Origin of the sequence: Mucilaginibacter kameinonensis (genome assembly GCF_003675385.1) — a bacterium.
GTDB lineage: Bacteria > Bacteroidota > Bacteroidia > Sphingobacteriales > Sphingobacteriaceae > Mucilaginibacter > Mucilaginibacter kameinonensis.
The window spans coordinates 167,705-192,043 of the sequence record NZ_RCWZ01000004.1 but is presented as its reverse complement, the minus strand read 5'-3'; the positions used below and the strand labels follow the sequence as shown (position 1 = coordinate 192,043).

The window sequence follows — 24,339 nt, the reverse complement described above, 5'->3', positions numbered from 1 at the left end:
AACGGAGTAAGCTATTGTAATACAGCGCTTACTCCATCCATTTATTTTCAAAACAAATGTAATGAAAAAAACAAGAAGGGTGTTCCCGCTTCGTGGCGCGCCCGTATGTCTCAAAGTTATTTTGCTGATGAAAGCAGTATTTTTATTGGTCCTGGTTACCTGTGTGCAAGTTTCTGCAAAAGTATACTCACAGCAGAAATTTACGCTTAGCCTGAAGCAGGCTGAAGTAAGCAGTATCCTTACTAAAATTCAAAAACAAAGCGATTACCGCTTCTTTTACAACTACGCCTCCATCAAAAAGTTGGGTAAGGTTGACCTTGATGTGAAAGACGCGACAATTGACGAGCTACTTGCCGTTATCATTGATGATAAGCTTGCTTACAAGATGAATGAAGATCATGTGGTGATCATTGCCAATCATGAGGAGGCCAAAAGCCTGGCTATTGTAAAAGGAAAGGTTGTTGATGCCAAAGGTGAGCCGCTTATTGGTGTAAACATTCGCTTACAGGGCACTAACCAGGGTACTACTACCGATATAAATGGTAATTTCAGCATTGATGCACCGGTTAACGGCGTGTTGGAAATATCTTATATCGGGTTTGAGAAAAAGGTGGTTACCATAACCGGAAGCCAAACTTTAAATATAACCCTGGCCGCTTTGCCATCTGCATTAACCGAGGTTGTTGTTGTTGGTTACGGTACTACTAAAAAGATTGATGTTACCGGCGCGGTAGCCAGCGTAAAGGGTAGCGATATTCAAAATCTACCCGTAGCGTCAGCAACTCAGGCTTTAGACGGCCGTGCGGCTGGTGTAAACATTGTGCGTAATGATGGTTCGCCGGGTGCGGCCTCAAGTATCAGGATCCGTGGTACCGGTACGCTTAATGACGCCAACCCGCTTATTGTTGTTGATGGTGTGCCTACCAGCAATCCCGACGCGTTAAGCGATATCAACCCTAACGATATTGCTTCGGTTGATATATTGAAGGATGCATCGGCAGCAGCTATTTATGGTACGCGTGCAGCTAACGGCGTTGTATTGGTTACCACAAAAAAAGGTACTTACAATCAGAAATTAGCCACCAATATCAATTTTTATAACGGTTTCTCTAACACCACCAAATACCTTAACCTGTTAACTGCTCCGCAGCTTTATCAGTTAAAAAGAGAGCGTTATACCAATGATGGCGTTGCTATCGACGCGCCATGGAACGATGAGTACTACGCCACTCAAAGAACCGACTGGCAACGGGCTATCATGAAAACCGGCCACGTAATTAATGGCGATGTTAACCTGCAGGGAGGTAATGAGGTATCTAACTACTATTGGTCTACCTCGGTTTATAATGAAGATGGTATAATCGATAAAACCAACTTCAAACGTTTCAGCACACGTTTCAACTCGGAGCATAAAGTAACCGAATGGTTAAAATTGGGCGAGAATATCCAGTTAAGCTATGCCAACAATGTTGGGTTTGATAATAACAACTCGCAAACAGGTTTGATTTTCTCGGCTTTACGTTTTAATCCTGCCATTCCGTTGGTTAATCCTGATGGAACATATGGTACATCAAAAGCGTTTGCCAATCAGTTAGGGGATATCAACAGCCCTTATGCTACTATACAGGAGGCAGACAGGTTTAATAAAAAATACCGTGCGCTGGCTAATGCCTTTGCCGAGATTTCATTTTTAAAAGAATTAAAATTGCGCGTAAACTACGCATATGATGGTACTTTAAACCGTGCTTACAACTTCAGTATAGCCGATGTTAACCAGGCCAGGCAAAATACCACCTCGCAATTAACTCAAAATGAGGGTGAACTGTCATCACAATTAATTGAGTCATTCCTGAGCTATGATAAGGTGTTTGGAAAAAGCCACGTAACATTTACCGGCGGTTACTCATACCAAAACTTCAAAACATATGGTTTTAATGCATGGCGGATTGGATATGATGATACTTCACAAGATCAGCGTGTGCTTAGCCTTGGTAACAGCCAGTTTAACTCAAGCGTAGTGCCGGATGAATCATCATTACAATCAGGTTTCGGCAGGTTGTTTTATGATTACGACAGTCGTTTCCTGGCTACTTTAACTTTCCGTGCAGACGGATCGTCTAAATTTGCACCATCAAAAAGGTGGGGATATTTCCCGGCATTCTCTTTGGGCTGGAGGCTATCTAACGAGCAATTTATCAAAAACATAACCTGGATAAGCAACCTGAAATTATCGGGTGGTTATGGTGAGCTTGGTAATCAAAACATTGGTACATTCCAATATACCAGCTTAATCAGGTTAGGCAGTACTTATGAAAATAACGGTTATACCTTTGGTGGTACAGGTTATACAGGCGCGGCAGTTTATAGCCTTGCCAACCCGGATATTACCTGGGAACGTACTGCTATGACTAACATTAGCTTAGATGCAGGTTTTTTAAATAACCAGTTAACAACAACTTTAACCTGGTTCAATAAAAATACCAAGGATATGCTTCTGTCACCTCCTGTTGTGGGTGCGGCCGGTTCGGTAAATATCCCTAACCAAAACATTGGCACCATGAACAACAAGGGTATTGAGTTTGAAGTTAACTACCACGGAGGTAGCGATAAAGTAAAATACTCGGTTGGCGCTAACGCTTCATATATCAAAAACAAGGTAACTAAGTTAAATGGCGAAGGTACATTTGTAGGTTCAACTGTTTACGGTCGTTCAAGCCAGGAAATTTCCCGTACCTATGAAGGCCAGCCAATAGCTTCTTTTTACGGTTGGAAAACCAACGGTTTATACCAGACACAAGCCGACATTGATAATGATCCGGCCCTAAAAAATGATCCGCGTAAAGCAAGCATCAGGCCTGGTGATGTGCGTTTTCTTGACCTGAATGGTGATGGTTTGATTGATGGTAACGACCGTACAAACCTGGGTAATCCAAATCCTAAAGTTACTGCAGGTTTACAGGGTAGTATATCATACAAAGGCTTTGATTTTTCGGCAAACTTTACCGGTGTATTTGGTGTGAGCCTTTACAATGCCGATAGGATGCAGGGTATCGACCCAACTTATCCGTTTAACCTGTATGCCGAAAGCTTAGGCCGTTGGACAGGTCCGGGTACCAGCAATACCATTCCTCGTTTATCGCTTGACCGTGCTAATGATAACTACCGCACATCTGATCTGTTTGTTGAAAGCGGAAGCTATGTAAGCCTTAAAAATGCCACATTAGGTTATACGCTTCCTGTTAGCTGGGCTAAAAAGGCCACTTTAAAAAGTGTAAGGTTATATGCTTCCGGTCAAAACCTGTTTTTTATAACCGGCTATAAAGGTTATACACCTGAGCTGGGTTATACCAACGGCAATTTGCAAAGAGGTGTTGACGTAGCTCAATACCCATCGGTGAGGACAATAACATTTGGTGTAACAGTTAAATTATAACATCATCATGAAATCAAACAAACTAATATATACGCTTGTGTCACTGGCCTTGATGGGCAGCGGCTGTAAAAAAGCGCTTGATTTAAAGCAACAAGGTGTTTACAGCTCAACCAATTATTTCCGTAATGAAGTTGACGCTGTTAATGCGGTAACCGGTATCTACAGTATTTTACCTGAAGAAGATTATATAGGCCATGCCGAATCAACATTTGATACGCCATCTGATGATTACTGGCGCTCTGGTGACCACGGCGAAGACGAGGCTATCGAAAACCTGACCTATGATGCTTCAAACGCAGCTATCCGCTATCCGTGGAAATGGCGTTATGAGGAAATTAACCGTGCTACCAACTGTATCATTAACATTCCTAAAATAACCGCTATATCTGCCGATGTAAAAAACCGCAGCATGGGCGAGGCTTATTTTTTAAGGGCTTTTGGTTACTGGCGTTTAATGATCATTCACGGTGATGTACCTATTATCACTGAAGCCGACTATACATCACTGAATTTCAACGTGCCTAAATCGCCTATTGAAGATGTGCGTAAACAAATTGAAGCCGATTTATTAAAGGCGGTTGACTTGTTGCCCGAAAGCTATGGCGCTGCAGATCGTGGTCGTGTAAGCAGAGGAACTGCATTGGGTTTATTAACCAAGCTTTATATGTATTGGGAGAAACTTCCTGAAGCTATCGCAACCGGTCAAAAAGTGATCTCGAACCCTGCTTATGCGCTTGCTGCAAATTATACTGATAATTTTACCCGTGCAAATGAAAACAGTACTGAGTTACTTTTCTCAATTGAGGCTGTACAAAACGTGGTACAAAACGACTTTACCGTTTACTACATCCCGCGTCCGTGGGGCGGTTACGGCTTTAGTCAGCCATTGCAAGGCCTTGCCAATGAGTTTGAGGCAGGCGATCCGCGTAAAGAAGCTACTTTATTAAGTGTTGGCGACAAAGTTGATTTGGGCGATGGCAACGGTTTAACAACCTTTACGGCCGATCTTTCTGCTACCGGTTTTGCATTTAAGAAGTATGCAGTGTTCAATACTGCTGCTGCCGGTGGCGGTGTTGATCATAGCTATGCTGTTCCGTTAATGCGCTCTGCCGATATCTATTTGTTGGTAGCCGAAGCTTTGATCCGTACGCAAGGCGCTGGAGCAGGTGACGCGCTGATCAACCAGATCAGGCGCCGTGCGTCGGCTTCATTGAAACCGGTTTCAGGAGCTGGCATGAAAGAGTTGATCCACGAGCGCCGTGTTGAATTGGCCGGCGAAGATCAGCGTCACCAGGATCTGATGCGTTGGGACAAAGCTAAAATTGTAGATATAGCGGCCATTTATAACCTTGCTGTATCTAAAGCTCCGCTTGATCAAAACAAAACGGTAACCTTTGTTCGCCCTAAAAACTATTACTTCCCAATCCCTCAGGTTGAGATTGATAAGAGTAAAGGCGTATTAGTACAGAACCCTAATTTTAATTAATAATATCCTCATACCGGCGATAGGGATACCCCCTGTTGCCGGTATTTATTTCGGCAAATCGTCGGCGTTTAATTTATGTATTGAATGAGAAAGTGTTTACTTGTTGTAGCTGCTATTATTGCATTAGGCTTTAAAGCTAATGCCCAGGTTGATCAGAAAGCCTCTTATGATTTTATTGAAAGGGTAATCCCCGGCAAGAGTAATTTGTTTACTGTTGAGGCTATCCCGCAACAGAACGGTAAAGATGTATTTGAGCTGGAAAGCCGTAATGGTAAAATTGTGCTAAGAGGTAACAATGGCCTGTCAATAGCATCGGCATTAAACTACTATCTTAAAAATTATTGCTTTTGCGATATCGGCTGGAATGGCACTAACCTTAATTTGCCTGCTACCTTACCAGCAGTTAAGGGCTTTATCCATAAAACTACGCCTTATCAATACCGCTACTATTTAAATTATTGCACTTTTAATTATACCATGGCCTGGTGGGACTGGGCCCGCTGGCAAAAAGAAATTGACTGGATGGCTCTTAATGGCATTAATATGCCGCTGGCTATAACCGGCGAAGAAGCCGTTTGGCAAACCGTTTACAAAGACATGGGCTTTACCGATAAACAACTGGATGAGTTTTTTAGCGGCCCTGCTTACTTTTCATGGTTTTGGATGGGAAACATTGACGCCTGGGGTGGCCCGCTGCCGCAACATTGGATGGACTCGCACAAAGCATTACAAAAAAAGATCCTGGAGCGTGAACGCTCTTTTGGGATGACGCCTGTTCTGTCGTCATTTACCGGCCACGTGCCACCATCATTTAAAGATAAATTCCCCGGTGCTAAGGTTAAAAGAACCAACTGGGATGCCGGTTTTCCCGATGTATTTATACTTGACCCCGACGATCCGATGTTTGAAACCATCGGTAAAAAATATATAGAAGCACAAACCAAAGAGTTTGGTACCGATCATCTGTACTCGGCCGATACTTTTAATGAAAACGTGCCACCGACTAATGATTCCACCTATCTGGATGGCATGAGCAAAAAGGTGTTCAACTCCATGGCTGCCGCCGATCCCAAAGCAATATGGGTAATGCAAGGCTGGATGTTCCACTACAACAACAAATTCTGGCAACCGCAACAGATCAAGGCCTTGCTTAACGCGGTGCCAAATGAACAAATGATTGTGCTTGACCTGTACAGCGATGCCCATCCGGTTTGGAACCGTACCGAGGCTTATTATGGTAAGCCATGGATCTGGAGTATGCTGCAAAACTTTGGTGGTAACATCAGCCTGTTTGGCCGTATGCGCCATGTTGCCGCCGATCCGGCTATAGCCCTGCACGATCCCGAATCAAAAAATATGCGCGGTATTGGTGTTACACCCGAGGGCATTGAGCAAAACCCAGCCTTATTTGCCTTGATGCTGGAAAACGTATGGCGGGATACGCCAATTGATGCCGATGCCTGGGTTGCTAATTATTCCCAGCGCCGCTACGGGCAGGTTAATACCCAGGCCGGTGAAGCATGGCATATCCTCCTAAATTCGGTGTATTCGGGTGGTTTAACTGAAGGCGGACCAGAATCGATCATCGTAGCAAGGCCGACATTGAAAAAATATATAGACAGGGTACTTACCAAATTGGATTATCACCCGATGCAACTGGTTAAAGCCTGGACATTACTTATAAATGCTGCCGACAGCCTGAAACAAAGTGATGGATTTCAGTATGATCTGGTTGATGTAACCCGCCAGGTATTGGCCAATTATGCAAGTCCGCTGCAGCAGAAAATGGCACAGGCTTATCAAAATAAAGATCAGCAGCAATTTAAACTATACAGCAGCCAGTTCCTGGAACTGATGGATGACATGGATGCCCTGCTAAGTACCCGTAAAGATTTCCTGTTAGGTAAATGGATCAATGAAGCAAGGGCTAATGGCGTAACTGATAAAGAGAAAAACCTGTACGAGTTTAATGCCCGCGACCTTGTTACCCTTTGGGGCGATAAGGAAAGCGGTTTAAGGGAATACTCAAACCGCCAATGGGCAGGCTTAATCAAAGGCTATTACAAACCACGTTGGGCATTGTACTTTGGTCAGCTTGATAAATCATTAGTTGCCAAAACCGACTTTAATGCCGAAGCTTTTGATAAACAGGTAAAAGACTGGGAATGGCAATGGGTAAATAAGCATGACAATGCCTATACTGACGCTGCTAAAGGCGATCCGATTGAAAAAGCGAAACAACTGTTTGCAAAGTATAATGCGGTGATTTTGGGGGCACGCTAAGAAACATGTTAAAAAATCACATAAGAGTATAATAAAAATCGTCATTGCGAGGAACGAAGCAATCGCGAACTGTACAGAACGGCCCGGCTAATCGGGGATTGCTTCGTTCCTCGCAATGACGCCTTTTTTAATTTTACTGAACTACAGGATTGTAAAAAATCATGAGACTACGCTACACTATATTAACATCCATCTTATTGCTAACCGGTTTTACCGCAGCGCACAGCCAGGAATCTAACGATCATATTTTCCCGGCTTCTGCAATTGCCAAACCTTTTATTGATTTTGACAGTAAAGGCTTTTTGGTAAACGGTAAACGTACGTTCATAGCGTCGGCCGGGCTGGAATATGCGCGTATCCCGCATGAACTTTGGTACGATAGGCTGTTAAAGATCAAACGGGCAGGTTTTAATTGTATCGAGATCTATACCATCTGGAATTTTCATGAAGAGCAGGAAGGCAAATTCAACTTCAGTGGCGACCGTGATTTGGGTAAATTCCTGGATATCGTAAAGCAGCTTGGCTTATACGCCATTGTTCGTGTTGGCCCATATTACTGTGCCGAGTGGGATAACGGCGGCTACCCTATATGGCTTAAGTTTAAAAAAGGCCTGAGGGTACGGGAGGACAATAAGCCTTTTGAGCAATATGTCGACCGCTTTTTTGATCATCTTTTGCCGGTAGTATTCCAAAGACAAATCAATAAAGGCGGCGCCGTGATATTGGTTCAGTTGGAGAATGAGCATCCCAACGGCTGGGGAACCGTAATGCCCGATGGCTATTTTAAACACCTGCAGGCAAAAGCTTTGGATATGGGTATGCAGGTGCCATATTTTTTCAGCGGCTTACATCATGCCAGCGACCCGGCCGGCGATGGAAAACTTGATGATGATAAACGTCCAAACCCATGGTTCTCTACCGAGTTTTGGGCTGTTTGGTATTCGCAATACGGTGCTAAGCCGGGTGATGCTGAACTTTATGACAGGCGTACCTGGAAAATTATCGCTCATGGAGGTAACGGTTATAATTACTACATGGCACACGGCGGTTCAAACTTTGGTTATACCAATAATGATGAGGATGCCGCTTCGTACGATTATGGCACAGGTATCGGTCAGGCGGGTGATTTACGGCCTATCTATTATACCTTTAAACGTGCCGCCTGGTTTTCGCGTAGTTTTCAGGATGTATTGGAGAATAGTACCAATGCGTCGGACAATTATAAAGGCATCGCGGCTGATACTGCTATAAAAGTATCCGCCCGCACAAGCCCGGCAGGTGATTTGATATTCCTGGATAATTCGGGGATAGCTAAAGTAAGCACATCATTAAATATCAAAGGCAGCGAAGATCTGTTTGCTGGTAAAAAGATCAACCTGCAGCCTAAAGAAATTTATCCTTTAGTACATAATTATAAACTTAATGAGGATGCAACCCTCGATTGGGCGCTCACCCGTGTATTTGCTATTGTTAAACAGGCTAATACCACAACGATAGTTGTTGATGCTGAAGCCGGCGATCCGTTGCTGCTTCGTTTCGATACTAAAGTTAAAGCGTCATCAGCATCGGGTTCTGTAAAAGTGGATAATAACAGCGTGTTGATTGATGAGCAAATGTCAACTACTCCCGATAAACCACTTGAATATAGTTTTAACGTTAGTTCACAAACCATTCGGGTTTTAGCCATGAACCGGGCATTGACTGATAAAACTTGGATCACCGAAACGGACGGCAAAAACTACATTATCACGGGGCTGAATTATGTTGGTGATGCATCTGTTAAAAATGGACAGTTTAAAATAACTGCAGAAACACCTTTAACCCAAAGCGCGGTTCAGAAAGGGATGCTTTATACTGATAGTAAAGAGATAGCATTTAGTGTTAATGCGCAAAAAGGTGGTCAACCACAGACTATCAGTTTATCTAACTGGCAATATAAAAACGCGGCTGCAAACGCTGCAACCAATGTTAATACAAGCGGCTGGCTCAAATCAACCGATCCGCAACCTATGGGTGCGGACGCTGATGTGACCGCTGATGCCTGGTACAGGACTACGCTAAATATCCCATCTAACGGAAAATATACTTTACAAGTAAAAGGCGGTGGCAGGGGACAGGCTTTTATTGATGGCAAGCCCGCCGCTAAGTGGAAGCTGAATGATAATGAGCTAACCCTTAATCTAACAAAAGGGAAACATACGTTAGCCGTTTTCGCGGCACATGACGGACGCGATAAACTGGCTGCCTACCTTGGTCCGATAGATGAGGTGGATAGCAAAGGGCTTTTCGGCAAGGCATTGATCAAAAAGGGCGGGCCGTTTATTTCGGAACTTGGTGATTGGTATTTTGCTAAGGCCAGCAAAAAGGACGATGTAAAACAAGGTCCGCCAGCATTTGATACATCGGTATACAAAAAGTATAAAATAGGTAATGACGTTTTTAACCTGAAAGAAGGTTATGCCTGGTTCCATACAACCATTCCGCAACAACCTGCAGGTACCGCTAAAATACAGGTGCTGTTTAAAAGTGTTGATGAAAACGCTACTGTATTTATCAATGGGAAACAGGTTATACATCACGATGGATGGAACCAGCCTTTTGAAGTTAATATTACCGATGCCGAAATATTAAAACATCCGGTTGATCTTACGGTCTTTATCGAGAATTATTCAAACGAAGGTGGTATCGATCAGCCTGTAAAAATCAACGCTATCGGTGATGCCACAGCGGTAACCAACTGGCAACTGAAGGGTGGCCCCGGCGACGCGCTGGCTGCTCAGGGCTGGACAAAGCCCGATGCTGCCAAACAAATGAAAAACGCGCCGCTCTTTTATCGTACAACATTCAGTTTACCACCATCAAATGGAGACACCTTCATCTGGCGTTTTGACCCTGAAGGTTTAGGCCATGGCTCTGTTTGGGTTAACGATCATAACCTGGGCCGGTACCCTGAAAAACTGGATATGAAAAGCCTTTACATCCCCGAATGCTGGCTTAAACCGGGCTTAAACCAGGTTGTGGTTTATGACGAAGATGGTGATAGTATCAATAAAACACGGATCGTGGCCGAAGAAGCCGCGGGCCGGTCAATTAAAGAATATTCAATACCCCTTAATTAATAACAGCACATGGCTACAACAACCGAAAGATTTACCGCACTTGATGTTTTCCGTGGTATGACCATTTGCTTCATGATCATCGTTAATGCCCCCGGTTCGGGGGCAAACGTATGGTCGCCGCTTGATCATGCACCCTGGATTGGTTTTACACCTACCGATCTGGTTTTCCCGTCGTTCCTATTCGCTGTAGGTAACGCGCTTAGTTTTTCTAAAAAGAAGTTTGAAACTGATGCTGCTTTTATAGGCAAGATATTTAAACGCACAGTCATTATTTTCCTGCTGGGCTACCTGATGTATTGGTTCCCGTTTTTCCATCGTGAGGCAGGTAGCTGGGTGTTTAATCCTTTAAATCATACCCGTATCATGGGGGTGTTACAACGTATAGCGTTGTGTTACTTTTTTGGTGCTTTGATAGTTCATTATTGCTCACAACGAACTGCTATTATTATATCCATTGCGCTTTTATTGGGTTATTGGGCTTTCCTGATATTTTGCGGCGAACCGGGCAAAGAGTATACCATGCTGGGCAACGCCGGCACACGCTTGGATATATCGATTTTAGGTAATGATCATTTGTATCACGACAAGGGCGGCCCGATAGCTTTTGACCCTGAAGGCTTACTCAGCACTATGACAGCCATTGTGAACGTAATAGGCGGCTTCCTGGCCGGAGCGTTCATTCAGCGTAAAGGGAAAAATTACGAGTCAGTAGCACGCTTATTCATGTGCGGAGTTTTGCTGATTGCCGTTTCCTTATTCTGGGCGCAGTTTTTCCCTGTAGCCAAAAAACTATGGACAAGCTCGTTCACGCTGTTGACAATCGGTATCGACCTTTTACTGTTAGGTTTCATGGTATTTGCCATCGAAATAAAAAAGATCAAAAGCAGCACAAACTTCTTCCTGGTTTTTGGACGAAATTCATTAGCCATATACCTGTTATCGGAGTTGTTGCTTACCGTTTTTCAAACCATTTGGGTAAAACCACAGCTAAGCTTTTACGATTGGATAAACCAGGTATTTTATCAAAAGATATTCCCCGGTGCTTTTGGCACACTGGTATTTGCACTTTGTTATATGATGCTTTGCTGGTTGGTAGCCTGGGCGCTTGATAAAAAGAAGATTTATATAAAGATATAACCTGATAATTGTAGAGACGCATAATTGCGTCTCTAACTGTACAGAGGCGGCATGCTATTTTAATGCCCGGCAAGCGGGAGACGCAATTATGCGTCTCTACATTAATGTTTTAAATTATTGATTGCACAATTGAAGAAGATAATCTATTTCGTTTCAGTCATTATATCGTTGGGCACCAACCTCCATGCCCAGCAAACAAACCACCTGCGTTATGTTGATCCATTTATTGGCACAACGGTAAGCAATGTGCTCACCAAATGGGGCAACAATGGCGGCTGTTATCCCGGTGCGGTTGCGCCGTCAGGTAGCGTACAACTAAGTCCGGAAACGAGGGTTACAGGAGCAAGGGGATATAATTATACCGACAGTTCAATTTATTATTTCAGTTGCCTGGGACATATGAGCGGCTTTCCCGAAGGATCATCGGGGCATCTTTTTATCATGCCCTGGAATAGCGCAACAACCTTCGAGTCCGGTAAATCAAGCATGCGCTTTTCTCATAAAAATGAAGCTGCTGGGCCGGGTTATTATAAGGTAAGTTTTGATGGTCAGCCAATCACCGTAGAAGCAACGGCTACTGTAAGAGCGGGGATGTTTCGTTTTACTTTTAAAGGTAATGATAGCCCGCAAGTTTTTATCGGGAACGCAGGCGAAATTCAGTCGGTATCAAATAAAGTACTCCATATTTCGGGGGCTAATGTTGTTATAAACTTTAACGAAGCATACATCTACAAAAAGGAAGTTAAAGGCGGCTGGTTATTTGGCTTTTCTAAAGCCCAGGGGCGTGCAGCAGTAATCACTTTACAGTTGAGTAAATCATCGGTTGGTTATTCCGGCGCGCAGCACAATATCGATCAGGAAATCGGCGGGCTCAGTTTTGACGAGCTATGGGCGAAAACTGCTAAGGAATGGGCTAAACTATTATCCGTCGTTGATATAGCTGATGATAGTGAACAACATAAAACGGTGTTTTATACAGCGTTGTATCATTCGCTGTTATTGCCATGGGTAATTGATGACGCTGATGGTAACTATCGTGGTAATGATGGTGAGATCCATCAAAAGGCAGGGCAAAACCAATACGGAGGATTTTCTCCCTGGGATACATTCCGATCGCTGCATCCTTTGCTTACCTTGCTTTATCCTCAAAAACAACAGGATGTGATCCTGTCCATGCTGGATGTTTATAAACAAAGCGGCCACCTGCCAACCGAAAGTATGACGGGCAATCACGCCACCCCAATTATTGTTGATTCCTATTTGAAAGGTATCACCGGTTTTGATAAAGCACTTGCTTATCAGGCGATGAAAAAAGACCTGGTGGATGGGCCATTCGTTCAATCGGATATGGAAGTATATCACGAAAAGGGTTATGTACCCTTTACCAAGCCGGAATCCGTTACCCGTACGGTTGAGTATGCTTATGATGATTGGGCCTTGTCGCAATTTGCGGACAAAGTGATTGGGGATAAACATACATTTCAATTATCATCAAACCGGGGTTTTAATTATCGCACCCTTTTAAATAAAGATGAATTGTTTATGCTTCCGCGCAATGGCGGCGAGTTTAAACTCCAGCCGGGTACATCGGGGTATAAAGAGGGCGATAAATGGGTGTATTCATACTTTGTTCCGCAAAACGGAAAAGACCTCATCAATGTGATGGGCGGTAATGTACAGTTTGCTGCGCGGCTTGATTCTGCTCTGAGCAATAACGTTATCCTGTTTGATAACGAAACGGTGTTTCATCTGCCTTACCTGTTTAACCAGGCCGGTAAGCCACCGCTAACCCAAAAATGGGTAAGGGACATCATGCTAAACAGGTTCAGCGCTACACCCGGCGGTTTACCTGGCAACGATGACCTTGGGTCAACATCCAGCTGGTATGTTTTTAGTGCAATAGGTATTTATCCGGTATGCCCGGGAAGACCTCTTTATGCTATCGGCGCTCCATTGTTCAAGTCTGTAATAATTCATTTACCAAACGGTAAACAATTTGTCATTAATAACAATAATTCATCAGCGAAAAATAACTATGTGCAATCGCTGCAGGTGAATGATAAAGCATGGCAACAATTAATCCTGCCGCATTCGGTACTGGCAAATGGGGGATCAATGAATTTTGATATGAGTAAGGAGCCCGCGAACTGGCCGGCAGATAAAGATCCAGTTGAGCTACCGGCCACGCAAAAAAATACGGCTTTCAGCATCGTTTGCTATTCGGTGAATAAAAAGACTGTAACCCCTGATGAGCCACTTGTTGTAAGTTTTAAGCTCAAGAATACAGGCAGCAGGGGAATTAAGACGGTAAAGTTATTGGTTAACGGAGCGCCTTACGCTTACAAAAATTGCCTGGTTGAAACGGGGCAAACTGTTCAGGATTCTATCAACTTCAGGCTTTATCCGGCTGGAAAAACAACGTTGAAACTGGATAACATGGCGCCATTTACGGTTAATGTAAAGCTGCCTGTGAAGCCACAGGAAGCTTTGTGCAAAGTACTCGCACTGGACGTAAAACCGATGATTAAACTAAATGACATTCAGGAAGTAAAATATACGGTAAAAAATATCGGCGGACTTGAACGCGGTTTCAAAATCCCGGTCAAATTGAATGACCTTATCGTTTTTACCGATAGCATTAAACTTAAAGCAGGCGAAGTCAAAACTATCGCTCATAATATCAAGGCATTGACAAAAGGCTTTAATCGCCTGGTAGTTTATGATCATCCGCAGGTTAGGTATAAGGTTTATGAAAACGCTATGGAATCGCTACTGCTGGATTTTGCATCAATATCCTCCGGAAAAATGGTCGCCGATAGCTCAGGTTTTCATAATGATGGGCACATTATTTCAGCTACGCCCGATAGTAAGGATAAACTTCTGTTTGGCGATAATACTTATGTAGAGGTACCTAATGCCCCGGTTTTAGATAGGATGGGCGAAACTATTAGTATGATGGGCTGGGTATACCCAATGGAAAAAGAGAAAGGCTTAACAGATATCATCACCAAGGGTGATAATCACGTTTTGCAAATGACCGATAGCAAAACGCTCACCTTTTTTGCAGGAGGATGGGGCAGGGGCGATTGCACGGTAAACCTGCCTGCCGACTGGCAGCAGCACTGGCATCATATAGCCGGTGTATGTACGGGCAAAACGCTGTATGTTTATATTGATGGTGTTTTAGTCGGCACTTCTGAATTAGATGTAACCGCAGATCTGTCGGTAAATAATAAATGGACCCTGGGCCGAAACGAGGAGTTTCCGTCTGAGCGGGTGTTTCATGGTTATATCAACAAGGTGAAAGTGTTTAAGAATGCTTTATCGGCAGATGATATAAAGAGTATTGTGTCTTCAGAAAAGGCGTCAATTTTTCAACAATAAAATAACGCTGAAAAAAATATCGGGCATATCACAAATATGATCTGAAAAATTAGAGATTTGCCAAGCCTGTTTAAACAAGCCTAAAAATCTATCTGAAATGATCTTAAACATTTGTCCGAAATTAAAACGGAAGGTATACCCCTTGATGCTGCTTTCGTTTGCCGCTGTCGCAACAAATGCCCAGCAAAAAACTACTAAAGTAAAAAAGGACGAGGTTGACTTTGTTAACCCGCTCATCGGCACGGCATCAACCGGGTTTGCTAAAGGACTTGACGGCGGTGGTACCATGCCCTGCGTTAACGTGCCGTTTGCCATGACCAATTTTGTTGCCCAAACCGGCGAGAATAAAATGAGCAAAATGAGTTATACCTATGAGGATAACTCGGTAATAGGCCTGATGGCCTCGCACCAACCAACCGTTTGGATGGGCGATTATGGTTATGTATCTGTAATGCCTCAGATTGGCAACCTGCGCGTGCTGCCCGAAGAACGCAAGCTGATGTTTGACCATAAGGATGAAGTGGCAAAACCTTATTATTATTCTGTAAAGCTAAAAGCAGCTGCCAACACAAGTATCAAGGCTGAGATAGCCGGGGCCAATACCTGCGGCATGTTTCGTTTTACCTTCCCGAAGACAGATCAAGCGCATTTGATAATACAGGGAATAAACCTAAACCCTGCACTTACCGATTGGGCCAATGATTTTAAGGTGAGGATGAAGGAGATGCGTGGATATGTACACGTTGATACTGTAAATAACGAGATCACCGGTTATAATCCCGACAGGCAATCGGCGCAACTTGGCCCGCCATTGAAAAACTTTAAAGGTTATTTTATTATCAAGTTTGATAAGCCTATTCGCAACTACGGCACCTGGGATAATCAAACCATCAAAAAAAGAAGCAAAGAACAGTTTGGTACCCGCATGGGCGCTTATGTGTCATTTAAAACAACGGGTAGTACTGTAGTAAAAGTTACTGTAGCTACATCGTTTATCAGTATCGATCAAGCACGTCACAACCTTAAGCGGGAAATCCCCGACTGGGACTTTGAGAAAGTGGTGAAAAGCACCCGCGATAACTGGCAGCAACAACTGAAGAAAGTGCAGGTAGCTGATATTACTGATGGACAGAAAACAATTTTTTATACGGCTTTATTCCATACTTTGCTTTTCCCAAGGGAGTTTTCAGAGTACGGCAGGTATTACAGCGCTTTTGATGATAAGATCCACAACGGCGTTTCTTACAATGATTATTCACTATGGGATACTTTCAGGGCCTTGCATCCGCTATTGACCCTCACTCAGCCCGAGCGTGTAAACGACATGGTGAAATCGCTCCTGCAAATGTACCAGGAGGGTGGATGGATGCCAATGTGGCCAAATCCAACCTATACCAATATCATGATAGGCACTCATGCCGATGCTGTAATTGCTGATGCTTATGTTAAAGGTTTTAGAGGTTACAGTGCAGCGTTAGCTTACGAAGCGTTACACAAAGACGCGTTTACAGCACCTGATGGCGATGTTCAAAAAAAATGGGGAGACCGTGACTTGTGGACAAGCTTTGAAGCAAGGGGAGGACTGACTAATTATCATAAATTAGGCTACATCCCTGTAGATAAAACTAAAGAGTCGGTGTCCCGTACCATTGAGTATGGCATTGATGATTACTGCGTTGCCCAGCTTGCAAAAGCCTTAGGTAAAACAAGCGATTATAACCAGTTAATGGGCTGGAGCAAAAACTATAAGAATGTTTACAACAGCTCAACCGGCTTTATGGCTCCACGAAATGCCGATGGAAGCTGGTCGGCCCAACCTGATAGTGGCTTTACCGAAGGTACGAAATGGACATATACTTTTGGAGCTATGCAGGATGTACCGGGAATGATCGCTCTCATGGGTGGCGAAAAAGCTTTTGCCGACAAGCTAACTCACAACTTTAATGACGGACATTACAGGGCTGATAACGAGCCGGGCCATCATTACATTTACCTGTTTAACTATTGTGGCATGCCATGGAAAGCGCAGGAACTGGTAAGGCAACATACTTCGTGGCAAAATTTCAGAAATGCGCCTATCGGTATAAACGGTAACGATGATTGCGGGCAAACATCTGCCTGGTATATTTTCAGTACTATGGGTTTTTACCCGGTAACGCCGGCTTCAGGCTTGTACAGTATTGGCGCCCCTCAGTTTCCGTACATAGCTATGAACCTGCAAAACGGAAATAAGCTGGTGATTAAAGCTACCGGCCTTTCAGCCCAAAACAAATATGTAAAGTCAGTTACTTTTAACGGAGTAGCTATAAAAGACCATATCATATCACATGAGCAGATAAGCCATGGGGGGACTTTAGCATTCACCATGACCAATATCCCTCAAAAAGATTAATTGGACGCTGTAGATGCCCTTGCAATCAGTTGTGAAGGCATTACCAGCTCTTGTTCTGCCGTAATAATCCTTCCCGACAAGCGGCCGAAAAGTATTTCGGCCGCTTGTTTTCCCATATCATAGGCCGGTTGCAAAATGGTGGTTAGCGGCGGATTAAGTATAGCTGCTGTAATCTGGTTGGTGAAACAGATCACTTTAACATCATCCGGGATCTTCAGCTTGAGCTCGTCGCAGGCCAGGTAGGTTGAGGTGGTTAAATGCTCAACCGTTGCTACTATACCATCGGGCATTGCGGTGCTTAGATGTTCTTTAATGATCCCAACATTTTCAGTATTATATTTATTTGAGCAGGTTACAATCCCTGTTTCTTCAATCGTGATTCCGTTATCGGCCAAGGCTTTCCGGTAACCCTGCTCACGGGCTGATAAAATGCTCGGAAAGCCGCTGATGGTGATTAATGAGATGTTTTTACATCCTGACTGCAATAAGTGGTTGGTAGCTATATAGGCGCTATTAAAATCGTCAGTTATAATTTTATCCGCGTTTACATCCTCACATACCCTGTCGAAAAAAACGATTGGGATCCCCGTTTCCTGTAAGGTTTTTATGTGAGAGGTATCTTCCGTGTTACTGGCAACAGACATGATCACGCCATCTACACGACCGCTGGCCAGATCCCCAAGCATGGATGCTTCGCGTTGGGAATCGTCGTGTGTAAGGTAGATCAGGGAATGATATTTTTCGGGAGCAATGATACTTTCAATACCATTAATAGCCTGGCTAAAAAAACTATCGGCAATTTCGGGAATGATGATAGCTATAGTATTACTGCTCTGCCTGCGGAGACTGCTCGCGTAAACATTAGGTACATAATTTAAACGGCGCGCCGCCTCCATAACTCTTTGTTTGGTTTCCTGGCCAATGTCATAACTATCGCGCAGGGCTTTTGAAATAGTAGCGGTGGAGAGTTTAAGCTCTGCCGCCAGTGTTTTCATATTCACCTTGTCGCTTTTGTTACCGGAAGTCATTGTAAAGAGATATTTAAATTGAGCCCGGCAATATAACGAAAAAAGGCCTTTGGCTATTATTTGAGATCTTGTTTTAACACGCAGAGGCTTAATCGATTAAGTAAATAAATATCCCAAATTTGGTAAAATTGATGTTTGGAATCAGGAAATTTGAGAGAAGACATAAGCAGAATTGTCCAACAATGCTGCTTTAAACCAACCAAATTATGAGCCAGATTAGCAACACACAAAATCAAGGTCCGTTAAATTCAATAGATGAATGGGAAGACGATCTGTTAGTCCGTTATCCTGATGCCGATACCATTGCCGCAGGCAGGGACACCGAAGCTTACCGCGATTATGAAAATAATTTAAAAGATAGCGTAAGGGAGTTTTATCGCTTACAGCATATTAACCAAACTTATGATTTTGTACTGGAAAAGAAGGAGCAATACCTGAAGTTTGATAAAAAAGAAATGTCTGTTTGGGATGCGTTTGATTTCCTGAACCAACTGGTTGACGACTCAGATCCGGATACAGATCTTGATCAGCTTCAACACCTGTTGCAAACCTCTGAAGCTATCCGTGCCGATGGCCGTCCGGATTGGATGGTGTTAACCGGTTTGTTCCATGATATGGGCAAAGTATTATGCCTTTTCGGCGAACCACAATGGGCTGTGGTAGGTGATAGCTATCCGGTAGGCTGCGCGTTCTCAGATAAGATCATTTTCTCCGAATACTTTGATCTTAACAAAGATCATCATGATCCGCGTTATAATACCAAATACGGTATTTATGAGCCCAATTGCGGTTTAGATAACGTACACATGACCTGGGGCCACGATGAATATGTTTATCACATGCTGAAGCCATACTTGCCTGAGCCGGCTTTGTACATGCTGCGTTACCATTCGTTTTACCCTCAACATCGCGAAAACGCATATAGCCATCTGATGACCCCACATGATCATCAGCTGTTTAAGGCGGTTAATCAGTTTAACCCTTATGATCTTTATTCAAAAAGCCCGGTACCTCCAAACTGGAAAGAGTTAAGGCCATATTACGAGGATCTTGTGGCGAAGTATTTGCCATCGACATTGAAGTTTTAAGAGAAAGCAAAATATGCAAACAACCGCTGCAGATCAATAATCTGCAGCGTTTGTTTTGTTCTAAACGGAAATTGCCAGTTCACCTAATAACGGGATAGCAGCCTGGGTGCTATTTAACTGCAATTGGGTTAGGTTTTAAGAAACCTTCAAGGCCCATCCATTCGCCAAAGCGTTCAATCCATTTATCAGTAGGTAAATTTTGTTTACGCATACCAAAACCATGGCCTCCTTTGGTGTACATATGCAGTTCGGCAATCTGTTTTGAGGCTACCCATTTTTGATAGATATCAACGCTGTGCGGTGCAAGGCCCAGTTCGTCATCGGCGGCGGCGGTTACAAACATTGGTGGAGCATCGGGTAATATTTCCGATTGTAACTCCGCAGGGAAGAAGGGGTACAGAAGCGCGACAAAGTCGGGTTTGTTTGCCGGGGTATATTTATAAGCAGATGCCGCTGCAAGGGTGCCCCCCGCCGAAAAGCCCATAATGCCTATTTTTGAAGGTGACAAATTATATTCCGCTGCATGCTCACGCACATAACTTATGGCCAACCGGGCATCCGCAAGCGCCAATGGGAATAGCTTTACCGCATTGTCGTGGTAACTTTGGGTTTTGTAGTTGGCGGTTACCTCACTCACAGGGTCGTTGGTGAGACTATGGATTACGCGATATTTAAGCACAAAGGCAGCTACGCCATGTTCATTGAGCCATTTAGCTTCTTCGTTTCCCTCATTATCGATGGATAAGGTCTGAAAGCTTCCCCCGGGACAGATAACAACCGCCGTACCGGTAGCTATCGCCGGATCAGGTAAGAAAACGCCAAGTGATGGATGCACCACATTATATACCTTACGGGTATTAGCAGCATTATGTTCGCTCACCGCTTCCTGCCATGTCCAGTTTTCAGATCCGGGCGCAGTGCCTTTATAAAGCTGAATAACCTTTTGTTGTGCGTTTGCGAAGTATGCTGTAAAAAGCAACAGATAAGCGAGTAGTTTAAATTTCATAGCGGGGACATTTTTGAAAACCAATGTACCTGCTATGAAATTACGCCTGAAACAACATTTTGTTAATAAATTGATTAGGGGGTGATATTCCGAAGAGGATCTTGTGTGTGCTGTAATAAAGGTTATGGAATAATAGAATAGGGCAGTTTTCCAAACGATAAATTAAATTGATTATTCTTCATCAATTGGTTGGGGCATATCATCGTACGGATAATCATAGCCATTTTCTGCTTCAAACTCTTTTTTTACTTTATTGCCATAAATAACCTGACGAACTTCATAATCTTTTGTGTCCATCGTCCCAACAAAAATTCTTTGATGTTCTGGCACCGACTCATAGGCATCTCTGAGCATATATCTTAATTTTACAGAGGGAGCCGCTTTATATTCAGCAAAAATTCTCGCACATTTTGCAATGCTATTCTCACGGCCATTTAATTCACTGAGTTTGTCAGCTAACTCATTCATTTTATGTTTAATGTCCACTCCGTTACCTGATTTCACTTTGAAAGAGCCCAAGTTTAAAATAGTGACGGTTTCACCTGTTTTTAATTTAGTGGTTATAATTCCACGATTAATGTGATCATTTAACTCTTCAAATTTTAGCGTTTTTTTTACTGGCAGGTTAGTTATTTCGACATGGCCGTTTTTGTATATCGATAATTCAGCCAAATAAGTTTTTTCATCATCGTTTCTAAAAAAGAAATGAAACTTTTCACCACTTATTTTTCGTGGTACGAAAGAGTTTGGATCTTCGTAGTAATATGGCTTTGGATTAGGTATAAAATGTTTAGCGATGTTGGCTTTGCCAATTTTTTTTGAGTTATTGCCGTTATAATTATGAAGGTTTTCGAGAGTAGGATTTAATTGCTTTACTAAAGTATGAATAAGATTATATAAGCTTTCTTTAGAGTGTTCCCATTCTCCATGTTTAATATACCAATGTCCTAAATTATGGATAGAGATCGCTTCTCCTTCGGGAATAGAAGTAACCAACCAGCCTCTTTCTATTTTTTCTTTAAGCATAGTTAGATCAACCATTTCCCAACAAGAAATCAACCCATCGCTATAAACCTGTAAACCGGTAAAATGATACTGAATATTATGGATAATACCGGGAAGGGAAAATCCTTCAATGATTTCTGTTCGGGTAATCTTAGTTATTTCAGGTTGCGGAGAAACTGTGTTAGTATTAAATATTTTATCAAATAACTTCATTGAAACAACATTTTTGAATTATCCTAAGTTAAGTTATTAGATTTAATCATAATGGGGAAAAAGGATGATAGTCATATTCGTGTGCAAAAGAAAATTTAGAGGTTTTGGCGATTTCTCAATTTGAAGACGATGCTATGACCGTCATAAATGGAAAATGTTTCTCCCGAAAATTTGGATAACAAAAAAGCGATTAGTGTCTTTCACCTAATCGCTTCATTTTTAAGTACGCTTGGCGATAAAGGTTTTCAAATATTTTATTGAGAATTTGAAAGTTTTATGTATTTAAGTGTTCGAAACTATAATTTTTGAATAAGGCGGCGGGAAGAATATCCAACATTATTGAATATAAAGCTTATACCGCTGACGGGCTTTTTTTATAAGTAGTATTATAGGGCTTTGGGATTTTTCAACATCCTTTATTTGGCATGATATAAATTACGTTGCCTGAAACAGATAAATTGAAGCCCCTGTTTTCTACCGAAGGAAGTACCAGCTGTTTCCATGTTTTGCCCATGTCTGATGACCTGAATATACCATCTGAACGACCACATATTAAATATTTACCCATTTGTTTGATAGACAAAATATTCGATGAAGATTGAAGTAGGCCTATTTTTTTCATTAATAAACTATTCCAGGAAGGTTGAAGTTCTTCGCCAATGGCATTCCAGGTTTTTCCGCTATCCAGTGAAATGTGTAAACTGTTTGTATTGGTTATTGTGTTGTTTATTATAGCAGCAAATCCACCATCAATACGTTCCACAGTTATACCAGCGCCCCCTTCACTAAGCACCTGATCCCAGTTTTGACCATTATCTGTCGATCTTAATATTCCATCCTTGTTGGTGGCCAGGATTACACCGTTTGACTCGGCCAATTTCATTGAACCGTCTCCAACATGCACTTGTTCCCAGGTTTTTCCACTGTTAGTTGATCTGAAAAGCATGTTGTTGGAGCTAATGAAAACTGTGCCCCCGGCGGTTTCAAAAACGCTGCGTACTTCCCGCTCTTTATAATTATTGTACATCCAATCTATCGTTTTGTCTATGCGTACAGCTTGCTCCTGAAAATTCGTGTACATGGGCTTCCAATCACTCGTGCCGTTTATTTTTTGTAAAAATTGCCCCCTGAAATTATATGCAAGTATCCCGTTCTTGCCAGGGGCAATATTGCGTTGTTCACCACGGAGAATATCTTTTGTCCAAAAAGGAGTTGTGGAATTTGGTTCACTGTGATAAACTCCGTTACCCGCACGTAAATAGAGCCCACGGTCATTTGCAAATAAACCATTAATCCACACACCCTCTCTCTGCAAATTTTCAGGCAGTCCTTCGCTAATGTTCTGCCATGTTTCTCCGCCATCAGTAGATCTGAAAATGATGTTCAAAAGCCCTGATTTTGTCCCTTCTGTTGTTTTTTTTCCAGCATCCTTTTCTTTTAGTGCAAAAGAATTCAGCAGAAATAAAACCAGGAGGATAGCCGGAACAAACACAAATAATTTTTTCACTTTTTGATTTTTCATAACCTGTTAATTTGATGAAACAAATCTACTTTGGTGTTTTGGGGCTTAAGTAATCAGGATTGTAAATTAAAATGTAAACTTTGTAAATAAATAGTAAATAGAATGTATTATGGTCGAAACCTCCTCTGCTGTAAAGAAATTTTCGATTTTAGAGAGCCTGTATGAAGATGGGGACGTATTGACTAAAAGGGCCCTGGGGCAGTGCTGTGACTATGTTGTTTTGAAGACGGAGGGGCATTGTTTAGCACAGAAAAATGATTTGACGGAAAAATTTATCTTATTTGAATAAAGTCATATATTGACCTCAGCGCTCCGGTAACTTGTCATAGTTGGCGGCTAATGATAACCTATACACAATGAATACAAACATCGATCAAAATGGCTCTAAAAAGATAGGATTAGTGTTGTCTGGAGGTGGGGTCAGAGGCGTGTCGCACCTGGGGGTTATGCAGGCTCTTACCGATTATGGTATCAAATTCTCGCATATATCGGGTACAAGCGCGGGCGCAATAGCTGCGGCTTTTTTTGCAGAGGGGTATGCACCAAAAGAAATTTTAAGGCTCATCAAGGAAAACAGCCTGCTTAAGTTGTTACGCCCTGCATTTGGTAGCAACGGATTGATCTCTATATTACATACCAGGGTATTGATCAATAAATACATTTCGCATAACTCCTTTCAAAACCTCAAAACACGTGTTACCATTCCGGCGGTTGACATTGGAGAAGCAAAACTGGTTTACTTTACCGAGGGTGAGCTGGATATAGCTATTTTAGCCTCCTGCTGTTTGCCCGGTATTTTCAGGCCCATTAACATTAACGATCATATGTTTGTTGATGGGGGCATACTCAATAATTTCCCTGTTGAGCCATTGGTAGGCAATTGCGATCTGATCATAGGTTCATGCTGTAATCATTTGCCTGTTGTTTCAACAATTAAATCCTTTGGACACTTGGTTGACAGGGCTGCCATGATAACAATTAATTCGAGTCTTAATGCGCATAAAATGTTATGCGATATAGTTATTGAACCGCATGGTTTAGGCGGCTATGGTATTTTTGATGTAGATGCCGCCGAGGAAATTTATATGATAGGTTATGAAGAGGGTTTGAAAACTATCAATAGTAACGAAAAGTTAAGAGAGGTTATCCAGGGACAAAAGGGTAAAGGCCTATCTGCAGACAATACAAATGTGTAGCTTGGGTAATTTCAGTCATAAGTTGAAAGTCTTAAGTTCTAAGTTAA

13 protein-coding genes are annotated in these 24,339 nt (G+C 42.6%); 9 read left to right on the top strand and 4 right to left on the bottom strand.

All coding sequences use genetic code 11. The annotated features are described in order from the left end of the window. Positions 1 to 61: 61 nt before the first annotated feature. The 7 genes from EAH55_RS19210 (at position 62) to EAH55_RS19180 (ending at position 17,234) form a co-directional block, all read left to right on the top strand. Positions 62 to 3,433, top strand: coding sequence for a SusC/RagA family TonB-linked outer membrane protein (locus tag EAH55_RS19210; RefSeq protein WP_121811081.1), 3,372 nt, complete (start codon positions 62 to 64; stop codon positions 3,431 to 3,433). Between the two features lie 7 nt (positions 3,434 to 3,440). Beyond that, on the top strand, positions 3,441 to 4,919 hold the full coding sequence (locus EAH55_RS19205; RefSeq protein ID WP_121811080.1) for a RagB/SusD family nutrient uptake outer membrane protein: 1,479 nt from the start codon (positions 3,441 to 3,443) through the stop codon (positions 4,917 to 4,919). An 84-nt stretch (positions 4,920 to 5,003) separates the two neighbouring features. After that, positions 5,004 to 7,202 (top strand): alpha-N-acetylglucosaminidase, encoded by a 2,199-nt coding sequence (locus tag EAH55_RS19200; RefSeq protein ID WP_121811079.1) that lies wholly within the window; start codon positions 5,004 to 5,006, stop codon positions 7,200 to 7,202. A gap of 161 nt (positions 7,203 to 7,363) precedes the next feature. Next, a complete protein-coding gene (locus EAH55_RS19195; RefSeq protein ID WP_121811078.1) occupies positions 7,364 to 10,321 on the top strand; it encodes a beta-galactosidase in 2,958 nt (985 codons plus the stop codon). A gap of 9 nt (positions 10,322 to 10,330) precedes the next feature. After that, positions 10,331 to 11,458 (top strand): acyltransferase family protein, encoded by a 1,128-nt coding sequence (locus EAH55_RS19190; protein ID WP_121811077.1) that lies wholly within the window; start codon positions 10,331 to 10,333, stop codon positions 11,456 to 11,458. Positions 11,459 to 11,587: 129 nt separating this feature from the next. Next, entirely contained in the window at positions 11,588 to 14,842 is a 3,255-nt protein-coding gene (locus EAH55_RS19185) for a GH92 family glycosyl hydrolase (protein WP_162996960.1), read from the top strand. A gap of 97 nt (positions 14,843 to 14,939) precedes the next feature. Then, positions 14,940 to 17,234 carry a GH92 family glycosyl hydrolase gene (locus tag EAH55_RS19180; RefSeq protein WP_208644888.1) on the top strand — a complete coding sequence of 765 codons (2,295 nt, stop codon included), beginning with the start codon at positions 14,940 to 14,942 and terminating at the stop codon, positions 17,232 to 17,234. Here the strand turns inward: EAH55_RS19180 and EAH55_RS19175 are convergent. After that, positions 17,231 to 18,262 (bottom strand): LacI family DNA-binding transcriptional regulator, encoded by a 1,032-nt coding sequence (locus EAH55_RS19175; RefSeq protein WP_121811074.1) that lies wholly within the window; start codon positions 18,260 to 18,262, stop codon positions 17,231 to 17,233. The two genes, EAH55_RS19180 and EAH55_RS19175, sit on opposite strands and share 4 nt — an antisense overlap. A 206-nt stretch (positions 18,263 to 18,468) precedes the next feature. Between EAH55_RS19175 and EAH55_RS19170 the strand changes: the two genes are divergently transcribed. Then, positions 18,469 to 19,350 carry an inositol oxygenase family protein gene (locus tag EAH55_RS19170; protein ID WP_121811073.1) on the top strand — a complete coding sequence of 294 codons (882 nt, stop codon included), beginning with the start codon at positions 18,469 to 18,471 and terminating at the stop codon, positions 19,348 to 19,350. 109 nt (positions 19,351 to 19,459) lie between these two features. Here EAH55_RS19170 and EAH55_RS19165 read toward each other — a convergent pair whose 3' ends face one another. From EAH55_RS19165 to EAH55_RS19155, 3 genes are all read right to left on the bottom strand, one after another. Then, the gene (locus EAH55_RS19165; protein WP_121811072.1) at positions 19,460 to 20,356 is read right to left on the bottom strand and encodes an alpha/beta hydrolase; all 897 of its coding nucleotides are present in this window, start codon (positions 20,354 to 20,356) and stop codon (positions 19,460 to 19,462) included. A gap of 171 nt (positions 20,357 to 20,527) precedes the next feature. After that, positions 20,528 to 21,574: a DUF7638 domain-containing protein gene (locus EAH55_RS19160; RefSeq protein ID WP_121811071.1), complete on the bottom strand. Its 1,047-nt coding sequence runs from the start codon at positions 21,572 to 21,574 to the stop codon at positions 20,528 to 20,530. Between the two features lie 406 nt (positions 21,575 to 21,980). Continuing rightward, positions 21,981 to 23,096: a WD40/YVTN/BNR-like repeat-containing protein gene (locus tag EAH55_RS19155; protein ID WP_121811070.1), complete on the bottom strand. Its 1,116-nt coding sequence runs from the start codon at positions 23,094 to 23,096 to the stop codon at positions 21,981 to 21,983. A gap of 356 nt (positions 23,097 to 23,452) precedes the next feature. Between EAH55_RS19155 and EAH55_RS19145 the strand changes: the two genes are divergently transcribed. Next, on the top strand, positions 23,453 to 24,292 hold the full coding sequence (locus EAH55_RS19145) for a patatin-like phospholipase family protein (RefSeq protein ID WP_121811068.1): 840 nt from the start codon (positions 23,453 to 23,455) through the stop codon (positions 24,290 to 24,292). Positions 24,293 to 24,339 lie beyond the last annotated feature (47 nt).